The sequence below is a fragment of the Photobacterium halotolerans DSM 18316 genome, assembly GCF_000425165.1.
Taxonomy (GTDB): Bacteria; Pseudomonadota; Gammaproteobacteria; order Enterobacterales; family Vibrionaceae; genus Photobacterium; species Photobacterium halotolerans.
In genome coordinates this window covers 48,630-71,117 of sequence record NZ_AULG01000016.1, presented here as the reverse complement: position 1 = coordinate 71,117, position 22,488 = coordinate 48,630, and the positions used below count along the sequence as shown (strand labels likewise).

General features: G+C 49.6%; 15 protein-coding genes and 2 tRNA genes. 8 read left to right on the top strand and 9 right to left on the bottom strand.

The window, feature by feature from the left end:
- Window positions 1-73 precede the first annotated feature (73 nt).
- Together H511_RS22530 and fhuB are read left to right on the top strand one after the other, a co-directional pair.
- On the top strand, window positions 74-1,012 hold the full coding sequence (locus H511_RS22530) for an iron-siderophore ABC transporter substrate-binding protein (protein ID WP_051287864.1): 939 nt from the start codon (window positions 74-76) through the stop codon (window positions 1,010-1,012).
- Between the two features lie 3 nt (window positions 1,013-1,015).
- The gene (gene fhuB / locus H511_RS0104325) at window positions 1,016-2,986 is read left to right on the top strand and encodes a Fe(3+)-hydroxamate ABC transporter permease FhuB (protein WP_051287834.1); all 1,971 of its coding nucleotides are present in this window, start codon (window positions 1,016-1,018) and stop codon (window positions 2,984-2,986) included.
- Window positions 2,987-3,072: 86 nt separating this feature from the next.
- Here the strand turns inward: fhuB and H511_RS0104320 are convergent, their stop codons facing one another.
- The gene (locus tag H511_RS0104320) at window positions 3,073-3,795 is read right to left on the bottom strand and encodes a YebC/PmpR family DNA-binding transcriptional regulator (RefSeq protein WP_027251202.1); all 723 of its coding nucleotides are present in this window, start codon (window positions 3,793-3,795) and stop codon (window positions 3,073-3,075) included.
- Between the two features lie 314 nt (window positions 3,796-4,109).
- Here H511_RS0104320 and H511_RS0104315 point away from each other — a divergent pair.
- Both H511_RS0104315 and H511_RS0104310 read left to right on the top strand, forming a co-directional pair.
- Window positions 4,110-4,200 (top strand) — tRNA-Ser (locus H511_RS0104315).
- Between the two features lie 42 nt (window positions 4,201-4,242).
- A tRNA-Asp gene (locus H511_RS0104310) sits at window positions 4,243-4,319 on the top strand.
- 294 nt (window positions 4,320-4,613) lie between these two features.
- Here the strand turns inward: H511_RS0104310 and H511_RS0104305 are convergent.
- Entirely contained in the window at window positions 4,614-6,260 is a 1,647-nt protein-coding gene (locus tag H511_RS0104305; RefSeq protein WP_027251201.1) for a methyl-accepting chemotaxis protein, read from the bottom strand.
- Between the two features lie 497 nt (window positions 6,261-6,757).
- Here H511_RS0104305 and H511_RS22525 point away from each other — a divergent pair, with 497 nt between their 5' ends.
- A complete protein-coding gene (locus tag H511_RS22525) occupies window positions 6,758-8,557 on the top strand; it encodes a family 20 glycosylhydrolase (protein WP_081669183.1) in 1,800 nt (599 codons plus the stop codon).
- 307 nt (window positions 8,558-8,864) lie between these two features.
- On the opposite strand, the gene H511_RS0104295 is transcribed toward H511_RS22525, so the two are convergent.
- The 3 genes from H511_RS0104295 to H511_RS0104285 are packed head-to-tail and all read right to left on the bottom strand — an operon-like array spanning window position 8,865 to window position 14,848.
- Entirely contained in the window at window positions 8,865-11,060 is a 2,196-nt protein-coding gene (locus H511_RS0104295) for a DEAD/DEAH box helicase (RefSeq protein WP_027251200.1), read from the bottom strand.
- Entirely contained in the window at window positions 11,057-12,367 is a 1,311-nt protein-coding gene (locus tag H511_RS0104290) for an ATP-binding protein (RefSeq protein ID WP_248616571.1), read from the bottom strand. Before H511_RS0104290 ends, H511_RS0104295 begins: the two co-directional genes overlap by 4 nt.
- Entirely contained in the window at window positions 12,368-14,848 is a 2,481-nt protein-coding gene (locus tag H511_RS0104285) for a tellurite resistance TerB family protein (protein ID WP_027251198.1), read from the bottom strand.
- Between the two features lie 943 nt (window positions 14,849-15,791).
- On the opposite strand from H511_RS0104285, the gene H511_RS0104280 reads away from it, so the two are divergent.
- Window positions 15,792-16,991: a type III PLP-dependent enzyme gene (locus tag H511_RS0104280; protein WP_027251197.1), complete on the top strand. Its 1,200-nt coding sequence runs from the start codon at window positions 15,792-15,794 to the stop codon at window positions 16,989-16,991.
- Between the two features lie 112 nt (window positions 16,992-17,103).
- On the opposite strand, the gene H511_RS0104275 is transcribed toward H511_RS0104280, so the two are convergent.
- Window positions 17,104-17,397, bottom strand: a complete 294-nt coding sequence (locus H511_RS0104275) for a hypothetical protein (RefSeq protein ID WP_027251196.1) — start codon at window positions 17,395-17,397, stop codon at window positions 17,104-17,106.
- A 207-nt stretch (window positions 17,398-17,604) separates the two neighbouring features.
- Here H511_RS0104275 and H511_RS0104270 point away from each other — a divergent pair, with 207 nt between their 5' ends.
- Entirely contained in the window at window positions 17,605-17,961 is a 357-nt protein-coding gene (locus H511_RS0104270) for a hypothetical protein (RefSeq protein WP_027251195.1), read from the top strand.
- 93 nt (window positions 17,962-18,054) lie between these two features.
- Here H511_RS0104270 and H511_RS22520 read toward each other — a convergent pair whose 3' ends face one another.
- From H511_RS22520 to H511_RS0104255, 3 genes are read right to left on the bottom strand one after another with little or no spacing between them, the layout of a single operon-like run.
- Complete coding sequence (locus H511_RS22520; protein WP_155804803.1) at window positions 18,055-19,608, bottom strand: DHA2 family efflux MFS transporter permease subunit; 1,554 nt, start codon at window positions 19,606-19,608, stop codon at window positions 18,055-18,057.
- Window positions 19,605-20,678: an HlyD family secretion protein gene (locus H511_RS0104260; protein WP_027251194.1), complete on the bottom strand. Its 1,074-nt coding sequence runs from the start codon at window positions 20,676-20,678 to the stop codon at window positions 19,605-19,607. Before H511_RS0104260 ends, H511_RS22520 begins: the two co-directional genes overlap by 4 nt.
- Before the next feature lie 37 nt (window positions 20,679-20,715).
- Entirely contained in the window at window positions 20,716-21,138 is a 423-nt protein-coding gene (locus tag H511_RS0104255) for a MarR family winged helix-turn-helix transcriptional regulator (RefSeq protein WP_027251193.1), read from the bottom strand.
- A 285-nt stretch (window positions 21,139-21,423) separates the two neighbouring features.
- Here H511_RS0104255 and H511_RS22515 point away from each other — a divergent pair, with 285 nt between their 5' ends.
- The gene (locus H511_RS22515) at window positions 21,424-22,443 is read left to right on the top strand and encodes an aldose epimerase family protein (RefSeq protein WP_036758745.1); all 1,020 of its coding nucleotides are present in this window, start codon (window positions 21,424-21,426) and stop codon (window positions 22,441-22,443) included.
- Window positions 22,444-22,488 lie beyond the last annotated feature (45 nt).

Sequence of the window (22,488 nt, the reverse complement as noted above, 5' to 3'; positions counted from 1 at the left end):
GTGGCACGAAAAACAGAGAAGTTGTCGTTTTATGTTAAATAAATGGTTGAAAAAAATGGGTCCAGTGGCACGAATGAGTAAATGGACTGCCGTGGCAGCCTTGCTGCTCTCCGGTCAGGTGTTTGCAGAGATAACTGTCACTGACAGCCGGGGTGAGCACACTCTGGCCGAGCCGCCTCAGCGTGTGGTTGTTCTCAACTGGGATCTGGCTGAACAAGTGCTGGAACTGGATGTCACTCCTGTTGGAATGCCAAATATCAGTGGCTATCAGGAATGGGTTGTTCAGCCTGCCGTACCCGCCGGTGTGGCAGATATAGGCACCCGCACCGAACCGAATCTGGAGAAAATTGCGGAACTGAAGCCGGATCTGATCCTGGCCGCCTCACCGCAAAAAGATCTGATCCCCCGCCTTGAAGCCCTGGCACCTGTGCTGTATTACGAAACCTACAGCCAGTCGCTCAACAGTGCAGAAGCCGCCATTGCTAACTTCCGTCAACTGGCCTCTGTGTTCAATCAAAAAGCGCTGGCTGAGCAGAAACTCACGGCTATGTCTGAACGTTTTACTGAACTGAAAAATCAGCTTAATCAGGCATTTAATGGTGAGTCACCCAGTGTGGTCGCGATGCGATTTGCCAATCAGACCTCTGTGTATGTTTATGGCCAGAATTCCACCACTAATTATGCGCTTGCACAGCTCGGCCTGACTCCGGCCATGCCTTTACCTGCCACCGAATGGGGGATTGTGCAAAAACGGCTGACCGATCTGCAAAAAGCGGGCGACAGCTACGTGCTTTATTTCCGGCCTTTCAATGAAGAGAAGCAGTTGCAGCGCTCGGTTATCTGGAATGCCATGCCTTTTGTCCGCGCCAGGCACGTCAACAGCGTCGCTTCTGTCTGGAACTATGGCGGGGCGATGTCGATTCGCTATATCGCCGAAGCCATGGCCGACAGCCTGTTTGAGATTGCGCCTAATCAGGATGTGGTGACCGCTGTGAAGGGCGGGCAGGACTGATTCATGACCCGCTCCTTGTCCTTCTTTCCCATACTGCTGCTGGCCTTGTTGTCAGCCGTTGTTGCCAGTCTTCAGATTGGCTCTGATCTTTCTCTTTCCCGCCAGCTTGCCATTGTCACCGGCACCCAGGCGGAAGAATTTGCCGACATCATGTTCAGCTATGCCCAGCTTCCACGCCTGGTGATGGCGCTGATGGTGGGCGCTATGCTGGGACTGGTGGGCAGCCTGATGCAGCAACTGACCCAAAACGCACTGACCTCACCGCTGACACTGGGCACCTCTTCCGGCGCCTGGCTGGCGCTGATCATCGTCAACGTCTGGTTTCCTGAGCTGGTGGGTGATCACAGTGCCCTGGCCGCCATGGCAGGCGCCATGTTGTCTCTGTTTCTGGTGATCTTCATTGCCGGGCCGAAAAACATGACGGGGCTGCCCCTGGTGCTGTCGGGCATGGTGGTGAATATTCTGCTTGGCTCAGTGGCCAGCGCTATCATTTTGCTGAACGCGGAATATGCTAAGAACGTCTTTATCTGGGGCGCCGGCGATCTGACTCAGAACGGCTGGGAGTCTGTGCAGTGGTTGCTGCCCCGTTTGTCTGTGTCGCTTTTGCTGCTGGTGTTTGCGCCGCGTATTCTGACCCTGATGCGTCTGGGCCATCAGGGGGCGGCAGCACGCGGTCTGAATGTCGTTCCTGCTTTTATCGTGCTGATGGCTGTTGGCTTGTGGCTGGTGGCTGCATCTATAACAGCGGTTGGTGTGATCAGCTTTATCGGACTGCTGACGCCAAACATTGCGCGGGCACTGGGTGCCAGAACTCCCAGGTTTGAGCTCATTATGAGTGCCTTGCTCGGGGCGCTGCTCCTGGTGGCGACAGATGCCGCCGCCCAGTTGCTCAGTCAACTGACGGTTGATGCTATTCCGAGTGGTACCACAGCAGCGGCCATCGGTGCACCGGCTCTGTTATGGTTCAGTCGCCGTAAGATGAAAGCGCAGGATCAGGTATCGATCAAATTACCGCCGAGCCGGGATCGTCTTTCTGCATTGATTCTGCCTGCCTTGATGCTGATTGTCGCTGGTATGCTGTGTCTTACCGCGGTGTTTGTGACTGACGGTCACAGCTGGCATGTCGCGATGCCAACGGCTTACCAGTGGGAGCTTCGCTGGCCGAGGATGCTGACTGCCCTCAGTGCCGGAGTCGGGTTAGCCATTGCAGGCACTGTGCTGCAGCGGTTGATCTACAATCCGCTTGCCAGCCCGGATATTCTGGGGATCTCAGCCGGCGCAACCTTTGCGTTGGTGGGGGCCAGTGTTTTTCTGGGCATGAACATTTTTGCGGTTGGCTCTGTGCTGGCATTTGCTGGCAGTATGTTAGTGCTGGCCGTGTTGCTGGTGCTGGGCCGACGTCATCAGTTTGCCCCCTCCAGCCTGATTCTGATCGGTATTGCCCTGACTGCCCTGATCGACGCCTTAGTGCAATTTGCTCTGGCGAAAGGCACGCAGGACAGCTACAGCATACTGACGTGGCTGGCAGGCTCAACCTATCGGGTGACGGAAGGCAAAGCACTGTTTCTGTTCGTCGGGGTCGCCGCCTTGTTCGTGTTCACACTTTCCACCTCGCGCTGGCTGACCCTGATCTCTGCCGGCAGACAGTTTGCGGCGGCACGTGGTTTGAATGTCCCTGTCAGCAGCGCCTTATTATTGGGGGCCGTAGCTTTATTGTGTGCGTTGGTCACTGCCACTATGGGGCCGGTCGCTTTTGTCGGTTTGCTGGCGCCACATATGGCGGTGATGCTGGGGGCTAAACAGGCCAGAGAGCAGCTGATCGTCGCGTCGCTGGTTGGTGCATCTGTGATGTTAATTGCTGACTGGGTAGGACAAACGGTGCTGTTTCCGGCTCAAATCGCGGCCGGCACTCTGGTGTCTGTAATAGGCGGCAGTTATTTTCTGTTTCTGCTGATTCGCGGCAGAAGCCGATAGCAACACAGCGCCTCAGATTGTGCAGATAAAAAAAACCGGGTCAGCAGCAATGCAACCCGGTTTTTTGTTGTGGTCAGGTTAAGGGATTAACCTTCGATTTCCGCGTTGTGGTAAACGTTCTGCACGTCGTCGCAGTCGTTCAGCATATCAAGGAATTTTTCAAACGTGGCCACATCATCGCCGGTGACAGGATGCATGGCCTGAGGAACGAAGGTGATTTCTTCCACTTCCATCGTCACGTCAGGCATGGCATCGGCCAGGGCGTTCTTCACTTTGAAGAATTCAGTGTGCGGCGCGAAAACAGTGATCATACCGTCTTCAGCTTCGATGTCCGTCACATCCGCATCACCCATGATCAGAGCTTCCATCACGGCTTCTTCGTCATCGCCTTTGAACTGGAACACCGCCTGATGATCGAACATGTGAGCAACAGCACCGGGTGCACCGATTTTCGCGTTGTTCTTTACAAAGCACTGGCGAACATCCATGTAGGTACGGTTGTTGTTGTCGGTCAGACAGTCAACGATTACAGAGCAGCCGCCAGGTCCGAAACCTTCGTAACGCGCCGTTGCAAAATCTTCACCGCCGCCACCGCTTGCTTTATCAATGGCTTTTTCGATCACGTGACTTGGCACCTGATCTTTTTTTGCTTTTTCCATCAGACGGCGCAGAGACAGGTTGCTGTCCGGATCTGTACCGCCGTTTTTGGCGCTCATGTAGATCTCTTTACCGTACTTGGAATAGACCTTGATTTTAGCGCCTTGTGTTTTAGCCATCGAGGCTTTACGAACTTCGAAACTGCGTCCCATGGGGAATCACTCTCTGTAATTGATACTTTCGATATGTAGGGGCTGATTTTATCAGCACGGTCTGTATTTAGGCTAGTGCCTAGTTTCGCATTTACCAGCCGAAACGACAATTTGCCATAATCTGACCAGTGAACAGCGGCCATATTACCTTGGTTTACGCCCTTTTAAGGCGAACAGACTACAAAAATAACCGTTTTGGTGATTAAAAATAGTCCAGATACATAAAAAACAGGGTTTATGGCTCAAAAAATAGACATTTGAATATCTTGGTACTTTACAGTGTGAATTGAGCTGGTATGATTCACCGCACTTACGGAGAGATGGCTGAGTGGTTGAAAGCACCGGTCTTGAAAACCGGCATACGTTAATAGCGTATCTAGGGTTCAAATCCCTATCTCTCCGCCACATTCAATAAAATGGCTGTCTGACAGCGGTTTTAAAAGAATTGGAGCGGTAGTTCAGTTGGTTAGAATACCGGCCTGTCACGCCGGGGGTCGCGGGTTCGAGTCCCGTCCGCTCCGCCACTACACGAAACCCTAGCCGAAAGGCTGGGGTTTTTTGTATCTAAGCGCCCCTAAAGTGCTGCGCACTTTGGGTCGCGGGCCGGATTGCCGGACCATCGAGTCCCGTCCGCTCCGCCAACACAACGAAGCCTCAGCAGAAATGCTGGGGCTTTTTTGTTATGTTTCAGATTGATATCCGCCCTGCGGTCGGACGGTTGAAAAGTGGGATGGGGTCTGTGCTGTGAGTAAGCCTCTTCAGTGCTGAAGAGGCTTGTTGCATCTGGCAGGAAGCGCCGGATTTTCTCGCGCAATGCTTTACAGCTTGAAGCGACCAACCAGTTGATCAAGTTGCTTCGACAAGGCCTGAAGCTCACCGCTGGATGCAGTGAGTTCGTTGGCGATGTCGGCGGTCTCTGAGGTTAAATGGTTGATGTCTTCAATATTGCGGTTGATTTCCTGTACCACGGAGGATTGCTCTTCCGTGGCGGTGGCTACCTGAATGTTTTGCTCGCTGATTTGATCGATATAGGTCGCGATCTGGGCGAGTGAGCCGGTTGCCTGATTGGCCTGCTCGGCGACATCCGAACCTTGCTGACGTCCCTGAGAGATAGCGTTGACGGCTCTGGTCGATTCATTCTGCAGCCGGTTGATTACTTCCTGTATTTCTTCGGTCGAACCGGCAGAGCGTGAAGCCAGGGTTCTGACCTCATCGGCCACCACCGCAAAGCCGCGACCCTGTTCACCGGCGCGGGCAGCTTCAATGGCGGCATTCAGCGCCAGCAAATTGGTCTGCTCTGAAATGCTGCGGATAGTATCCAGAATGGCACTGATATCAGTGACCTGGTGAGCGAGCGCTTCAATTACACCGGTAATGTCACCCAGGTCATTGCTCAGCTCGCTCATTTTCTCTCTGGATTGCTCAACCACCTGGCTGCCATCCTGAGCCTGTGTGGTGGCTTCTTTTGCGATATGCGCCGCCTGGGCTGCGTTATTGGCGATTTCATTAACTGTCGCCCCTAACTCATTAATGGCTGTCGCCACCTGAATGGTTCGGTCTCGCTGAGTCAGGCAATTGCTTTGTGTTGTCTGCGCAGTTGACGCCACGGCCTGGGCAGTTCTGGCTAAGTTTCTTGAGCTTTGCGCCACTTCCTCCACAGAGCGGTGAATCTTGGCGAAGAAATTATTCAGCGTCTGGCTGATCGCGTTCAGCTCATCGTTACCGTCCAGTTCAATTCTGGTGCTGAGCGCCATGTCCTGTTCAGCCGTTTTAATGGTTTGCTGAAGAATCGCGACCCTTGAGCGCAGGTTCTGGATAATGATGAAAGACACCAGGAAAGAGACGATCAGCGCAGCGATGATAATTATCACCAGATTGCGTTGCCCGTCACTGAAGCTGCTCTGGGCTTCATTGTTGAAGGTTTCGGCCTGCGTTAACAGGGTATCCAGCAGGGTATTGGTGTCTTGACGCATGACGCCATAATCGACGGCGTACTGGGTGTAATAGCGGTAGGCATCGGACAGATTGCCTTTTTCCAGCGCGGCCAGCATGGGGTTGAGATCAGAGGCGATCGTGGCTTCGAAACGCTGTTGTAATTTCTGCGCTTCCCGGCGCAATTCCGGGTTAATCTGCGCCGCCACCGATTGTTCAATTGCCGCACGCATTTCCGGAATATCTTCGGTGCGTGTTTCATTGATCCGAGTCTGAACGCCTTTGGCGTCTTTTAAGCCATCAATTTCCTGAAACAGCATCATGTCGATACCCACGCGCATTCTCGGAATGCGTGAAGCCACTTCAGCCATAGCGCGCATTGGCGTGGCGGTATTCATGTAAAGCCGTTCAGACTTTTGCCCTATTTGAGACATGGTCGAATAACTGATTATGCCTACAAGTAATAACATGATGCACGGAAGCAATACCGCCAGTATCAGCTTTGTTCTTAAGGTCAGTGTATTTATTAGCATTGTTATCTCTTCTTAACATATCCGCAGAATGGAAATGAAATTGAAAGGTGAGTAAGTAAAAGTGTAACGTTCTGATTAATTGCGTCAGCCTATATTGCGATTTCAGTTAAAGTATTGATTTTTTTATTTATATCTTTCCGTTACTATCATTGCGGCCGGGCTGTGTATGTTCTGTACAGTGCCGAGCTGTTGCATATTGTGATATAACCTGACTATCTAATATCACATCATTGTTTTAATTATTTATTACCTCAATATGTGATTGGTTAATTGTTATCTAAAATAAATGGATTTGGGCTGAAGATAACATCTGTAAGAGTAATCCTCTGGCTGGGTACGCATCGTTCAGTGTGGTCTCATCCGGCTTGGTGCTTCTTGATCACTCAGCGATACATTCGGGTGCGTACCTGGCTTTGTAACTGTCAGATGCTGAATTTGATCGGGCCGGAGATGGTTAACGTAAAATGTTGCAGCGCATTTCACTCTAAGGACGCAACATGATCCAGGATTTCAGCCTGCTCTTTCCGCAGCCGGCAACCCTCAAACTGGACCGCAGCGCGGCGCGGACCGACTACAGCGCCTTGCTTGCCGTGATCCCCGCCACGGTGGCGCAGGTGATCCCCTCGCCGAGCGTGAGCTATCGGCAGGACGACAGTCTGTCCGGGCAGGGCTTTGTGATCCGGGTCGCCGCCAGCGGGATTGAAATCGCCATGGCAGACGAGCCCGGCCGTCTGTATGCGCACCAGTGTCTGGCACAGCTGATCGAGCTTTGTCACGGCCAGGTGCCATCACTGATCGTTGGCGATCAGCCGGCGTTTGCCAAACGCGGGATCATTGTCGATATCAGTCGCGACAAAGTACCGACCATGGCGACCCTGTTCCAGCTGGTGGACTTCTGGTCGGCACTGCGAATCAACCAGTTACAGCTGTACACCGAGCACACTTTCGCCTATCCGCAGCATCAGGCCGTATGGCAGGATTATTCGCCGATGACAGCCGAAGAGATCCGGACGCTGGATCGCTATTGCCGGGAGCGGGGCATAGCGCTGATCCCCAATCAGGCCACTTTCGGGCACATGGAAAAGTGGCTGTGCCATCCGCAATACCGGCACCTCGCTGAGCAGACAACCGGCTTTTATGATCAGCGGGGCGACTTCCGGCCAGAATCTTTCGGCCTGAACCCCCTGAGTGACAGTGTCACTGAGTTTATTGCCGGTTTGCTTGATGCGCTCTTGCCGAACTTCTCGTCCGATACCCTGAACCTGAATTTTGACGAAACCATGGATCTCGGCGCAGGGGCCAGCCAGCAGGCCTGTGAGCAGCAGGGCAAAGGACAGGTTTACCTCAATTACCTCAAAACAGTGCTGAATCTTGCCCATGCAAGGGGCAAATCCTGCCAGATTTTCAGTGACATGTTGTTTCAGTATCCGGACATTTTGCCCCATCTGCCAGGCGATCTGGAGTTGCTGAACTGGGGCTATGAAGAAGATCACCCTTACGATGACGAGCACCGGCAGCTGGCTGAGTTTGGCTACCCGTTTCAGGTGGTGGTCTCGACCAACACCTTTGCCTCTGTGACTGGCCGGGGGCAGGCCGTCAGAGTGCACATGCGCCGGGCCGCTGAATCGGCCCTGAAATACGGCGCCTGCGGTTATCAGATTTCCGAATGGGGCGATATGGGCCACGCGCAGCAACACTTCACCAGCTTGCCTGGTTATGTGTTCGGTGCGGCCATGGCCTGGGATCCGCAGCGCCATGCCAGCGTGGACGCCGGGCGGTTAGTTTGCGCTCACTTCGGGGGCGCCTACGCGCAGGCACTGCCTTTGATAGATCGCCTGCAGGATGCCTATCTCACCAGCGGCGTGACCACCCCGAACTGCGCCTTCTACGGCCCGTTCGTGTTTGACCAGCGCTCAGGCCGCCATATCCGCCGCGCCGAGATCGCCAGCGCCGAGCAGATTGCCGCGGCAATGGACGACTTATCCAGCCTGAAAGCCGACATCGCCGGATTGCCCGCTTCCGCACTGCAAGCCGAGCTGTTATGGACGGCAGACTGCATGCTGCTGGCCAGCCAGATCGCCCTGAGCTACGCCAACGCCGGGCATTGTGATCTCACCGCTTTACCACGACAAGACAAAGCCCGCATTCTGGACAAACTCGCCCCGGTCGAAGAGGCCTACGCCGACTTATGGCTCCAGCACTATCGTCCCGGTGGCCTGAAGCAGAGTGCTTCGCGGTTGGGGTATTTGCGGGAGTTGTGTCAGGTGGAATTGGAGCCTGAGGTTACCGAGAGATAGAGGGTATGTCGCGCTTGAGTTTTGTGTTTCCTTTAGCCTTGTGTGACGCGCGCCAGACACTCTTTGCCGGCCCAAAGAGTGCCCAGAAAGGACGACTTGTTCGCTGGTGTTGTCCGGGTCGGTTGTAGGCGCTCCCGGCACCGACAACCTGAAAATTCGTCCTGAATTTTCCCCTGGGGGAGTGGGTGACTTGTGATTTTTTTGGTGCTGTGGCTGGTGCTTTGGGTGAGGCATGAAGGTATGTCGCGCTTGAGTTTCGTGTTTCCTTTAGCCTTGTATGACGCGCGCCAGACACTCTTTGTTGTATTTATAAATGTACATTACTTAAAAGCCACTCTTTAGCTCTATTAATATCAAATACTTTTGCGCCATACCCAATAGATAGGATCTCTTCAGGCAATAGGTGATCAAACTTCTCTATTTGTTTCTCTAATACAGAATTGGCTAACTCTGTTTCACTTGGTAGTTGTGTTGATGCAAGACTACGAATAGTTGTCATAACATCTTCAACAGATGCTTTTTCCACTTCAATAGCTCCAGCATAAGCACCAGCTTTATATCCATTTATGATGAGGAGGGCGACTATTGTATTAACCACCTTATCTCCTAACCATGTGAAAACATAAGTCGTACTGCCAATTTCCAGCAGTGAGTTACTTGCTAAATTAGCCTTATAAAAAAAGTTAAAGCTTTCGTTAAATAATTCTTTTGCTGTCGAATCAATAAAATCAACTTTTTTATCAGCGACAGTAATTCTGTAATCACCTTTTTTAAGTATGTGAAACATTTCTTGGCGAACGGCGTCATGTATACTTATTCCATTACCACCAAATTTTGGAGGCTTACCACCTTTAGCGTGTTCAACGTAAATGTTTTTTTTGTCACTATCAATATCATTTACTTTCCATCGTTTACCTCCAAATACAATATGCTGCCCAACTAGCAATAGAGAATCAATTGGTATACTCCCCAGTGTTTTTGTTCCGCTAACAACTCTGTACTCTTCAGGTGTATTAAAGACAGCATAAAATGAATAATGACTTGTAATACTCTCACCTAATAGGCCTAAAACTAACTCTCCGTTGCCTAATTGGGTAATTAGTTCTTTATTTCCCATATGTATTAGGAGTGTTTTAAAAATATCTACGCTGATCTGTTGGAATGGCCCTTCTGTACATAGCAAATTAAATACTTGTTCGGCTCTAACACCACCCCATTGAGCAATTACTGCGAGTATTTGATGCAGAAGTGTAGAAAAATGATAAAGGGATGTATCAGCAGGTTCATATTCTTTGTTGATGAGTAGCCTGATCATTGCAAGGGATTGTATTAACTCTAAGCGGAGTATGTCGACAACATTTGAATCCTTTGTGAGTTCATCTTCTGCAATCAACAATCGCAGTATTGAAGGACCACCACGCCTTCCTGATCGTCCCATTCTCTGCCGCAGGCTCGAAATAGTGTGAGGAGCAGTGACCTGTATGACGGAATTCACTTTTCCAATGTCTATACCCAGCTCAAGAGTCATTGTACACACAGCTGTTGTAGGGTATTGCTCTTGTTGAAGACGTTTCTCTAGGTTTTCTCTCAGTTCCTTGGAAAGTGAGCCATGGTGAGGGAAAAACTCATTCGGCACGGACTGCTGCTCACAAAAATCACTGAGCGTTGCAGCAATGTTTTCGGTTCTATTCCGGCTATTTGCAAAGACTAGATGATTTCCGCCTCGACAAAATTTAAACAGGTCTTGGCAGATTTTGTATTCAGCATCGATTGGCGTTTCAACATCTACCTGAGCGGGGTTTACATAGCCTTTGACTTGCACCTTAAGTGTCGATGTCGAACTTGAATCCTCAACTATTTCACAAGGTAAAGATTGATTAGGTCGAAGCGATAATGGAACTTTTCTTATATTACCTAGGGTTGCACTTAATGCAACTCTAGGAATGGGTGTCTTCAATCTCCCAAGAAGATGCTCTAGTCGATGAAGCAAAGAAAGTAAGTGATGTCCGCGCTCTGTGCCAAGAAATGCATGAAACTCATCAATAACGATATATTTCAAATAAAAAAATGCGGTTTTCATCCATCCCGAATCTCGGATAAGTAATGATTCGAGTGATTCAGGTGTAATTAGTACAATACCTGCTGGTGTGGATTTTAACTTGTTCTTTCGGCTTTTAGGGCTATCCCCGTGCCAGGGGGTGACAGGTATACCCAGTAAATCTGAAAGGCTTTCTAAACGTCTATCTTGATCATTAATTAAAGCTTTAAGTGGGCTGATATAAAGGATACCAATTCCTTCCTCTTGATTGGCAATAGCGCTCAGAGCCGGAAGAAAAAATGCTTCGGTTTTTCCCGCAGCAGTCGATGCACTAATCAAAACGTCAGTGTTTGCAGAAAGTATCGGCGCAATTGCTTTGCATTGGATTTCACGTAGGTTTACCCAGCCTTGTTCAAATATCCAACGCTGAACTCGAATATCGAGCTTTTCATGTTCATTTATCATAGTTTGAAGTCAGTAAAGCCATCCTCACTTTCATCTAATTCAAGTTGAACATCAGAGGGCTTATCTTCTTCAATTCCAACCGATGAAACCAGGTTGTTCCAGCTTATCGTTGGATTTTGGTCGATTACCGCGAGCATATCCAAAAAAGCCTTTATCGTATTGCGTGGAGTTCGAAAGTAAGCATCTCCAATAGTCTGACTGCAATGTTTTAGGAACGCCATTAAGGATTCGTCAGGAACAAGATATTTGCTTTCATCACCTTCGGCATAAACGTGACGTAAATTCTTTAGTAGTATATAAAGCTCTTCCGGGGTCAAGCTTGCGAGATGCAGTGCTGGAGATGAGTAATCGATAAGACCTGCTTGCTTAGCAAAGTTATTACCCGTAAGTCTGGATTGAAGGGCTTCATAGCTATAAAGACCTTTCCTAGGGTCCAGTAGGAATTCAGGTGTTCCACCAAGTAAAAAACCTAAATATTCAGCAGTGCCTTGTAGGCAATCATTGAGAATTCGTAATATCTGTTCATAGTTAGAAGTCCTAGCTGTTGTGTTATTCAACTTATACAGATTTACCATTTCATCGAGGTTAACGAGCAACCCCTGATATCCCGCTTGGCGAACGAATAGACTCATTAATTTGAGTGCATCATAAAAAGACGTATCCGAAATTATCGTTCTGACACCTAAATCTTTGCGGGCATCCGTTTTAGTTGAATATTCAGCGCGTAACCATTTAATTGCATTAGCTTTTTTTGTGTCATCGTCTTGTTCATGTCCAATCCAATAAGCCTCGATCACTTTGGCGAAGTCATATCCACCGACAAGATCAGAAAGTGAAGATAGCTTTTCATGAATAACTGTATTGATGCTTTTTCCAGTCGTATCAGCTTCCTTTCTCGCTTCAGTTATAAACTTTTCAACGACGCTGGTTAGTGCATTTCCATCTGGTTTATTGCGCGTAGACATATTACGCATTAGCTCTGAATATAGGTTTCTCGCTTGCCCAGCAGATGCATGCATTCGTCTATCTGGAGATAGGTCAGCATTAACAGTTACCAATTTTCTTTCTAAAGCGATAGCTCGAACAACGCTCAAGAAAAATGTTTTGCCTGAACCATATTCTCCAATAATAAGCCTAAAGGCTGAACCACCATCGGAGATCCGTTCAATGTCTTGAAGAAGTGCTTTTAGTTCGCTAACCCGGCCAACTTGAATATGTTGAATCCCAACTTTGGGAGTCACGCCAGATTTCAGCGATTGGATAATTGCATCTCTTTCTTTTGCACGTATTTTTTTTGCAACCATCATTTAACCCTTTAATTCTTCGACAATTTCGAGATCGACGTATATATCACCATCATCATCCAACACAGGAGCATCTACTTTTTCGTAAGCCCAATCATTGATGGTTTCTATTGCACCATCAACCATCAAGTTAAGTTTGCTACAAAGTTCATGAACTTCATTTCGAGGCCATATTTCTTTGCTAAGCAGCATATCGAACAGATCTTTATGCTCATTATCCAGTCCGTCATGACCTATAGAGAGCGAACTCATCGTCTCTATTTCTGGCTCGCTATCAACCGCAAATATGCTTTCTAACATGCTCTTGGCATCGCTGGTATCACTCTCATGCATCGCCAGAATGTCCTGATCCAACTGGAACGTCTCTGCACTTTCGTTGGCAGTTGTTACTGAGGAAGAGTTAGGTGTTCTCGTGGATGCTAGGTTGTGAATGTCGCTCGTAACAAGTGATTTATCCAATCCCAGGCATGTATAGAGTTTCTCAATTTGTTTTATTTCAGATGAATCGACCTTACCGTCAGCAAGAGCAATGGAAATTATAGATTTCTTTAAGGATTCAATTTGTGTTGAATTGAGCATCTCAATTCTGGATTTTAACCCAGCAATGTTTGCTGGACTATTCAATCGCCACGTCAAATAAGCTTTCAATGAACTTTTCTCGGATGGAGACAAGCGCTTATCGTGTTCAATCAAGCTTTGCAGCGTTAATTTTTCATCATGATCTACAATACCGTCAATATTAGCCACTATTGCACCAAGCCTGATAGCCAGACTTACTTGGTTGAAAGCAGTACCAGGTTCAAAAAAATCGCTATGGCCAGGTGTGAACAACACAATGTTGCTATCAGCTTTGAACTTGACTTGATGAAAACGCATATCTGGAGCGATACCTATATCAGCTTTAGCGGCAAGTTTAATAAGGAGATCATTTTCTTTCTTGTTCATTGCCTTGGGAAGCGGTATTCCTGTGTGAGACCAGAACTCTTTAACAGTTGTCAACCCGTCATCATTCTGAATTACCTGAACAGCCCATGACTTAAATGATTCAATAACTGGTGAGTTTGATTCATTTGCCAGTTCTTTTGGTAGTAACATCAATGCAGCTATATCATTTTTGGAGGTGTCAGCTTTACCTAAGTATCGACTATAGCTACCTAATTCTTCCGTGCATTGCTCTGCAATGGGGATGAGTTTTTTTATGGGACCTTTGAGAATACTTGGATCAGGTAACTCTTCCATACCTAAATCAACACTATTAATGCTGTTGCTTGCTGCATGATATCTGATTCGAAGCTTGGTTTTGTTTGGCTTTACATAAACACCTTCGCAAAATTTTTGAGAGAACCTTATTTCGAAAAGCTTGCGAAACTCCTCTTCACATCTACGGGCAGGCATTTTTAGCGAATATTCAAATGTATTCTTTAACCACTCTAAAGCCAGCTCAGCGCCAACAGGGTGTCCATTAACTATGGTTTTGGCTAGTTTCAGCTTGAATGATAATGCATTGTTTGTATCTGGTATTTCTGCAATCCGGTGCTCAAGTAGAGCAGGCCTGAGCAGAGCCATCAACTCAAGAAAATTGGTTGAATATCCTCTAAAAGAACGGTTTGTGTTGAAGACCTTATTGAGGCGTAAAACCTCTTCAAATAATGTGGTGAATTCTTGATCTGATACCTGAGAGTTAGTTTGGTTTTCAATGATTCTTCTTTCAAAACCATAGAAGTAAATGAATACGTACCCGATTGGTGTGTTTGGATCAGAGCGGTCAGATGCTAACCAGTCTAGATAGGCTCCTCTGCACTCTTTTGATAAAGAGGAATAACTTGGCCAGTATCCCAGTGTTTCGTCGGTATGTAATTCTGATCCGATGTTAATTGAAGGTTTCGATACGGGGCGTTCCTCATCGATAAGAGATGGTTCTAACCTATATCCATCAAGTGAGTTCATTACCCCACCAAAGTAAAAAAGACCTTTGTTGAGCTTTCTTCCGATAATGGTCAGCTGTTCACTCTCACCAATCCATCGGCCCTTTTTCTTGTTCGGAGATTTTTCTGGTTCACGACCAAAACTTGTGTGAACTGTGAATGTTGCAAACTCATCATCGTCATTATGTGAAAAAATCGATATCGTTTTTGTGCTATTACTGTGGTTTGTTTGAGAGGCAAGTTTTGAGGCTGAATTTTTTTGGGTTGAGCTGTTAACGTTTTGGAATTGTTCGTTTTCACTAATCCATCTACCTTCTTGATGGTTCGACGATTTCTCAGTTTCTTTCTCAAGGCTTGTGTGAGTTGTGAAGGTAGTGATCACATCAAGGTCACTTGTAGAAACTGATGTCGTTTGCATGCTATTGGTATTGCATTTTTGAGCAGAATGCTTTGATATTGTCTTATTTTGGAGTGAACTGTCAGCGGATTTAGGCTTAGATTTTTTAGTTATTAGTTTGTATAGAACATAAATAAAAAGCACGCCAACAATAAATTCCATTTTCTTCCCTCAGCATCAATGAACATCATTCAAAGAAGTCTATATATACGATAATTATCTACCCAGCATTCATTGAGTGATCCAAGGTTGATTAATATTTTTGCATAGTGATGCATTAGTTAAATTTGGTCAAATGGATGTATAACAAAGTGTGAGGCGCATTACTGATAAAATGTTTCAGGCCAATTGTTTGTCTCAGCCCAAGTAATCCCCCACACCAGGGAAAAATTCATGGATGAATTTTCAGGTTGTCGGCGCCGGGAGCGCCTACAACCGGCCCGGACAACACCAGAGAACAAAAGGCATTTCTGGGTACGCTTTTGGCCTAAAAAGAGTACTTGGCGCGCATCAAACAAGGCCAAGTGAACCACCGAACTCAAGCGCGACATACCTCCGGTTCACCAGAATCCCCAGCCTTAAAAGTTGCACTCGCTTATGGATTCCCACCTGCGCGGGAATGACGGGTTGAAATGTACATTGATGATACTTCCCAAGGGAAAAATTCATGGATGAATTTTTAGGTTGTCGGCGCCGGGAGCGGCTACAACCGGCCCGGACAACACCAGAGAACCAAAGGCATTTCTGGGTACGCTTTTGGCCTGAAAAGCGTACCTGGCGCGCACAAGAAAATGCTGAATGGGGCGCTGAATCTAGGCGCGACAAACCAATACACTTCACCTAAACCCACCATAATAAAATGCTATCGTCACCACAAAAATTTTTTGTGTTGTGCGCCCAATTTTTTATTGCGTGGAAAAGGTGATGAATTTACTATCGCGCCGCTTCTTGATGATAGCCAATCCGAGTACATCACAGCTGATATTGTGGCAAGGCGATAGAGCAACTATCCAAGAGTGACTTTGACTGCGCTTGTGCGCTTTTTTTGACGCTCCACTTTTCATCATTGCGGATGAAAAGTGCTATCGATTGTTGGAGGCCAGCTATGGCTCATGCTCATTCTGTACTAGATTTTCATTCTTTCTCTGCTCAGACACTGGCGGCTGACGAGGTTCAGTTAATTGAATCTTCAGTAGCCCAGTTCGGTGCGCCGTTATTACTGCTCGATTGCGATGTGATTCGCCAGCAGTATCGTGCACTCAATAATGCACTGCCTAATGTGACCCTTCACTTCGCGCTCAAGCCGCTGCCACACCCGGCTGTGGTGAGAACTTTGCTCGAAGAAGGTGCCAGTTTTGATCTGGCAACCAGTGGCGAAGTGGATCTGGTGGCGCAGGAAGGTGTCCCTGCCGAGCGCACTATTCACACCCACCCGATTAAGCGTGACGCTGACATTCGCGACGCGCTGGCGTACGGCTGCACTGTGTTTGTGGTGGATAACCTGAACGAGCTGGCGAAGTTCAAACCGTATCACAACGACGTGGAATTGCTGGTGCGTTTGAGTTTCCGCAACGCTGAAGCCTTTGCCGATTTGTCGAAGAAGTTCGGCTGTTCACCGGAGCAGGCGCTGACGATTATTGAAACCGCCAAAGCCTGGAATATCCGCATCAAAGGCCTGTCGTTCCATGTGGGATCACAAACCCTGCATCCGCAGAAATACGTCGATGCGATCCGCACTTGTAAGCAAGTGATGGAGCAGGTGGTGGAACGTGGTTTACCGGCGCTGAGCACGCTGGACATTGGCGGCGGTTTTCCGGTTTCTTACTCGCAGCAGGTGATGCCGATTGACCAGTTCTGTGTGCCGATTAACGAGGCGCTGAATGAACTGCCTGAAACGGTTCAGGTACTGGCGGAGCCGGGCCGCTTTATTGTGGCGCAGTCGGTCACCAGTGTCGCGTCCGTGATGGGGCAGGCTGAGCGTGATGGCCAGATGTGGTATTACCTGGATGACGGCATTTACGGTTCGTTCAGTGGTTTGATGTTTGACGACGCCCAGTATCCGCTGGTGACGCTGAAGCAAGATGGTGAGTACGCGCCGAGTGTACTGGCCGGCCCGACCTGCGACAGCATTGATGTGATCGCTGAAAACATCATGTTGCCGAAACTGGACAACGGTGATTTGATCATCGGCCGCATGATGGGCGCTTACACCAGCGCGACCGCGACCGATTTTAACTTCTTTAAACGTGCGCAAACGGTACTGCTCAATGAGCATGCGCAAAGCTGCGAACGCATGATTGGCTGATGGAATCAGTAAGCCCTCACTTCGGTGTGGGCTTTTTCTTTGCGGTTTGTTCTACGCGGTTAGATACAGAGAACGGCGCTGCCATGATTCACCCAACACGATTCACCCAAGGCTAAGTCTTGCCTTTCTGATGCTCTTCATTTTCAAGCGCTTTACTGGTGATTTCCTGGTACAGGCCGATAAGGTTCGCGACCAGGGTTTGCCATTCGGGGTGGCGCTCCGCAATAGGCATGATGCGCTGAGCATCGTCGAAGACATCTTTCAGAAATTGAATATCCAGTTCATTCAGGGTTTCGCCATTATCTACCCGCTTTTTCATAGCTAATGCTCTGGGTAAACGCTGGGATTCCAGACGCTCCGCCAGTGCCTGTAAAATTCCCGCCTCTTTTTCTTCTTTACTATCCATAGAAGTACCTGCAAATCGACAAAACCGATGACATGAGTGTAGTCACTGTTTCTGGGGAAGCGCATGCCGGGCGACTAAATTGCCGGTGAACACCAGTTTCTGACGGCAGTCATTGCCCATACAGGATGAGTGCTCGTTCGCTGTTTGCAGGTATCAGGTATCAGGTATCTGGTATGCTATCTGTCAGTAAAGAAACGAGGATACATCATGAGTGAGCAAGCTCTGTCACTGGTACTGGCACTCAATACTGAGTTGCCGGATCGTGATGCGCAGATTCACGCGGCGGTGAAGGCGGCGGAAAGTGAGTTCCAGCCGCTGTTTTATGAACTGGCCTGGACAGACGATCCGCACATGACGATTGTGCCGGATTCAATGACGATAAAAGACATTGCTCTCGAGGGGGCAAAGGTCACTGTGACCGTGGATTTTAACTGGTCTGTCTTTCAGGCTTGTCTGATTGTCGACAACGTCTCTACAAACGAAGCGAAACTTCAGTTTGAGCTGAAAGGCGATTCACTGGTGATGAACCAGGCATTTCCGCCGCGCTGGCGTTACGACAACTGATCGCAGACCTCTATTTTCTTGAAAACAGGCATCTTAAAAACACGCCCCACAAGCTTAAGACTGGCGGGGCGTGTTTGCTGTTGGCACGGGCCGTTATTCCATTACGGTGTCCGTGTCTGCTTTTGCTGTCTGCGGCCGCTTTTTCGGGGTGCGCAGCAGGAAGACCAGCGGCACAGCCGCGAGCGTGACCCACATCATCAGGCGGAAATCCTGCAGATAAGCCAGCAGGGCGGCCTGTTTGGTGACTTCGGCGTTCATCGCCACCAGCCCCTGTGGGGTCGACAGGTTGTACACACCGGCATCAATGGCCTGATTGAGGGCAAAATTGAACGGCGTAATGTAATCGGCAAACGCGGCATGGTTGGCCTGTGTCTGCTGCGACAGGTAAGTGATCACGACAGAAATGCCGATACTGCTGCCGATGTTACGCATCAGGCTGAACAGCGCTGTGCCTTCGCCACGGTATTTCGGTGCCAGGGTGGCGAAAGTGATGGTCGACAGGGGCACGAAAATAAAGCCCAGCCCCAGCCCCTGGATCACCCCGGTACGGACGATATCCCACCCGCTGATATTGAGATCAAACAGCGTGGTTTCCCATAACGAGAAGGACGTCAGCATCAGGCCGAGAAAGATTTTGTACCTTGGGTCGACCTTACCGGCGAGTTTACCGACGGTGATCATCGCCATCATAGTGCCCACGCCGCGCGGGGCCAGCAGGTAGCCGACATCCAGCACCGGATAGCCCAGCAGGTTTTGCATAAAGGGCGGCAGTAAGGCCATGGTTGCCAGCAGTATGATCCCGATAATGAAGATAAACAGCAGGCCGATACGAAAATTACTGTCGCTGAATAAACCCGGTTCAATAAAGGGCGCTTTGTGGGTAAACATGTGCGCGATGAACAGATAAAAACAGCCGCCGGCAAGAATGGCCTCGATCACCACTTCCGGGCTGTCAAACCAGCCGAGCGATTCACCGCGATCCAGCATCATTTGCAGCGAGCCGATAGCCAGACTGAGCAGCGCGAAGCCGAACAAATCGAACTTACGCGACTTATCTATCGCGGTTTCTTTCACGTAGGCGGCAATGCCGAACCAGGCCAGCAGGCCAAACGGCAGGTTGATGTAAAACACCCAGCGCCAGTTGTAATACTCGGTTAACCAGCCGCCAAGCGACGGGCCCAGGATCGGGCCGACCATCACACCCACGCCCCACATCGCCATGGCTGAACCATGCTGCTCGGTCGGGTAGGTATCAAGCAGCACAGATTGCGACAGCGGCACCAGGCTGGCCCCGAACACCCCTTGCAGCAAACGGAAAAGCACGATTTGCTCGAGCGACTGCGCTGCGCCGCACAGCATGGAACTGACAGTAAAACCCACCACAGCCCACAAAAAGATGCGTCTCTGGCCAAACTGCGCACTGAGAAAGCCGGTTAACGGCATACAAATGGCGGCGGCAACGATATAGGAGGTGAGCACCCAGGAAATCTGATCCTGCGTCGCCCCCATCGCGCCTTGCATGTGCGGCAGCGCGACGTTAGCAATCGTGGTGTCCAGCGCCTGCATTATGGTGGCCAGCATCACCGCAATGGTAATGAAACCACGGTTAGCCGGTTCAGCAGGCGCTGCCAGGCTGTGCTGACTCATAATGACAGCCCGAGGAATTGGCGGTGATGTTCGGTATCAATTTCCACTACAGTGCTCAGGCCGGCACGTAACGCCGGGCTGTCAGAGTCTGAGGTGATCGCGATGCGAACCGGTACGCGCTGGGCGATTTTCACCCAGTTCCCGGTGGCATTCTGGGCCGGGATAACGGAAAACTCGGCCCCGGTTGCCGGGCTGAGGCTGTCGACGAAACCGCTCCATTCTGCATCCGGGTAGGTATCAACATGGATGCTGACCTTTTGTCCTGGTCTGACATTGGTCAGGTCTGTTTCAGTGAAGTTGGCTTCGATCCAGGGAGAGGCACTGGCGACCAGCGACATCACGGTCACGCCCGGATTCATGTATTGCCCCGGTTTCGGTGGCTGGCTCACAATGCCGTCGACAGAGGCTTTGATCGTGCTGCGGGCCAGATCCAGCCTGGCGCGGTTCAGCTCCGCCAGCGCCGTCATGTATTTCGGGTGCGACTCAAGCGGCGTGGTTACACTGCCGCCCATGGTTTCAGCAATGCGTTTCAGATCCAGTTCCAGTGCGTTAATTTCCTGATTCGCCAGATCAGCGGCCTGTTGCGCCAGATCGAAATTGGCGGTCGAGACGTATTTTTTCACCGCCAGATCTTTTTGTCGTTTCAGCTCTTTCTGCGCAAAGGCCAGTTTGGTGCGTGCCAGCGCAATTTCAGCCTGCTTCTCTTTATAGCTGGCTTTCAGTGCCGCGAGATCTGTGCGCACCTGCGCCAGCTCCGCTTCGGCTTTGGCTACGGCGACATCGAACCGGGCCGGATCTATCCGGAAAAGGGGCTGGCCGGCTTTTACCTGCTGGTTTTCTTTTACCATGACCTCCAGCACCGGGCCGGACACTTCAGCACTGACAGGCACTTTGTCGGCTTTGACATAGGCATTGTCGGTTTCCACATAACGGCCGCTTTTGAGGTACATCACACCACCGCCGATGACGGCAATGGCTGGAATGACAACGAGCAGCACAAAGCGCTTCATCGACCGTTTCGGTGGCGGGCTTTGCGGGGCGTCTGCTTGTTCCTGGGGCATGTTGCTCATGGTAGGTACTCCAACTTCTCGGTATAACCGGGCTGATTTAAAGGGCTGACAGGTTGCGGCGCATTTTTTCGAATGCAAAAGTGACAGTGGCAATCTCTGCCTCAGACAGCCCTGCTAACGCATCATCCTGAATGCTTTTGATCACACTCAGAATTTCATCAATGTGAGGCTGGGCGGTGGCAGACAGATAAATCTGGTAGGCGCGTCTGTCCTTGGGATCCGGACGGCGCTCTATCAGATCGGCCTCGACCAGCAGGTCGATCAGTCTGACCAGGGAAATCGGCTTGATTTCAAGCATGTCTGCCAGCTCTACCTGCCGGACACCTTCAAAACGCGCGATGTAGAACAAGGCTCTGGCCTGAACCAGCGTCAGGTCCTGACCTTTCAGGCGTTTTTTGAACAGGTTTCGCATCAGGCGGGTGACATCAGACATCACAAATCCCAGCGTATTGTTATTCATTCAGCCAGCCTCAAATAGTAAGTATTACGTATTATGTGCCAATGTAACTAAATGTTTCAATCCGTGAGCAGAATATTGATCCCTTGTGAGCCGGTATTTCTGAATGCGAAGTTTGAATCATGGGGCTGCCAGCCGAAGGTACTGTGACCGTGAGCAGGGTGAGGCTGCAGTTAGGTCGCCGTCGCGAAATAACATCACCATGAAACAAAAATTCGTAATGGAGAATAAAGGTGTCTGGCTGAAAAATAGCAAGACAATCAAGGCAGAAATCAGGAGGCCGGAGACATGGCTTGTAACGCTAAGACGTGGGGCGATTACCACCTCTATACATTGACGAATGAGCGCGGAACTCAGGTTGATATCAGCGATCTCGGGGCAACACTGGTCAACTTTGTGGTCTGCGACAAAGATGGTCAAGCTGTGAATATTGTACTGGGTTATGAAAGCCCTGAAGCTTATCTGCAAGGCCAGGCTTACATTGGCGGTGTCGTGGGTCCCTGGGCGAACCGTATTGCAAGCGGCCAGTTTGAACTGAATGGTAAACTGATCCAGCTTGAGCAAAACGAAGGGAGTAACCATCTCCACGGAGCAGGAGCTGGGTTGCATAACCGGCGCTGGCAGGTGCAGCAAATATCCGCAAACCGAATCAGTCTGAGCACTTCTGTGAATGCCGGGGAGGCTGGCTACCCGGCCAGCATCAGTATTTTGGTCAGTTACTCGCTGACGGACAACAATACTCTGGTGATTGATTATCAGGCTGAGCCGGACGGGAAGACACCGGTTAACCTGACTCACCATGCTTATTTTAATCTCAATGGTGGCGTGAGTGGGATCGCTGAGCATGACGTCCAGATTAACGCTGACATGTACTTTGAAATCGATCAGCAGTCGATTCCGCACAACAAGTGTTTTGTCGAAGATACCCCGATGGACTTTCGTACTTTAACCCGCTTGTCTTCCCGGTTGGTGGCAAATGATGCTCAGGTCAAAGCCGTTGGCGGGTTTGACCATTGCTGGTGTTTAACTGGCTCGGGTATGCGTCGGGTCGCTGAAGTGCAATGTGCAGAGACTGGTCTGGGCCTGAGAATGTTCACAGACCAACCTGGTTTGCAGTTCTATACCGGCAACACATTGGCCGGGCAGCATGGCCGGGATAAAGTTTATCGCCGGTATGATGGTTTTTGTCTGGAAGCGCAATGCTATCCCAATCAGGTCAATATGATGAATGCTGAGGATTGTCATTACTGGCCTGGGAAAGCTTACCGCCAGACCACGGCGTATCAGATCATAGTCATCCAGCGTTAATCATATACAGCAAGGCCGAATATCGGCCTTGCTGTCAGGTGACTG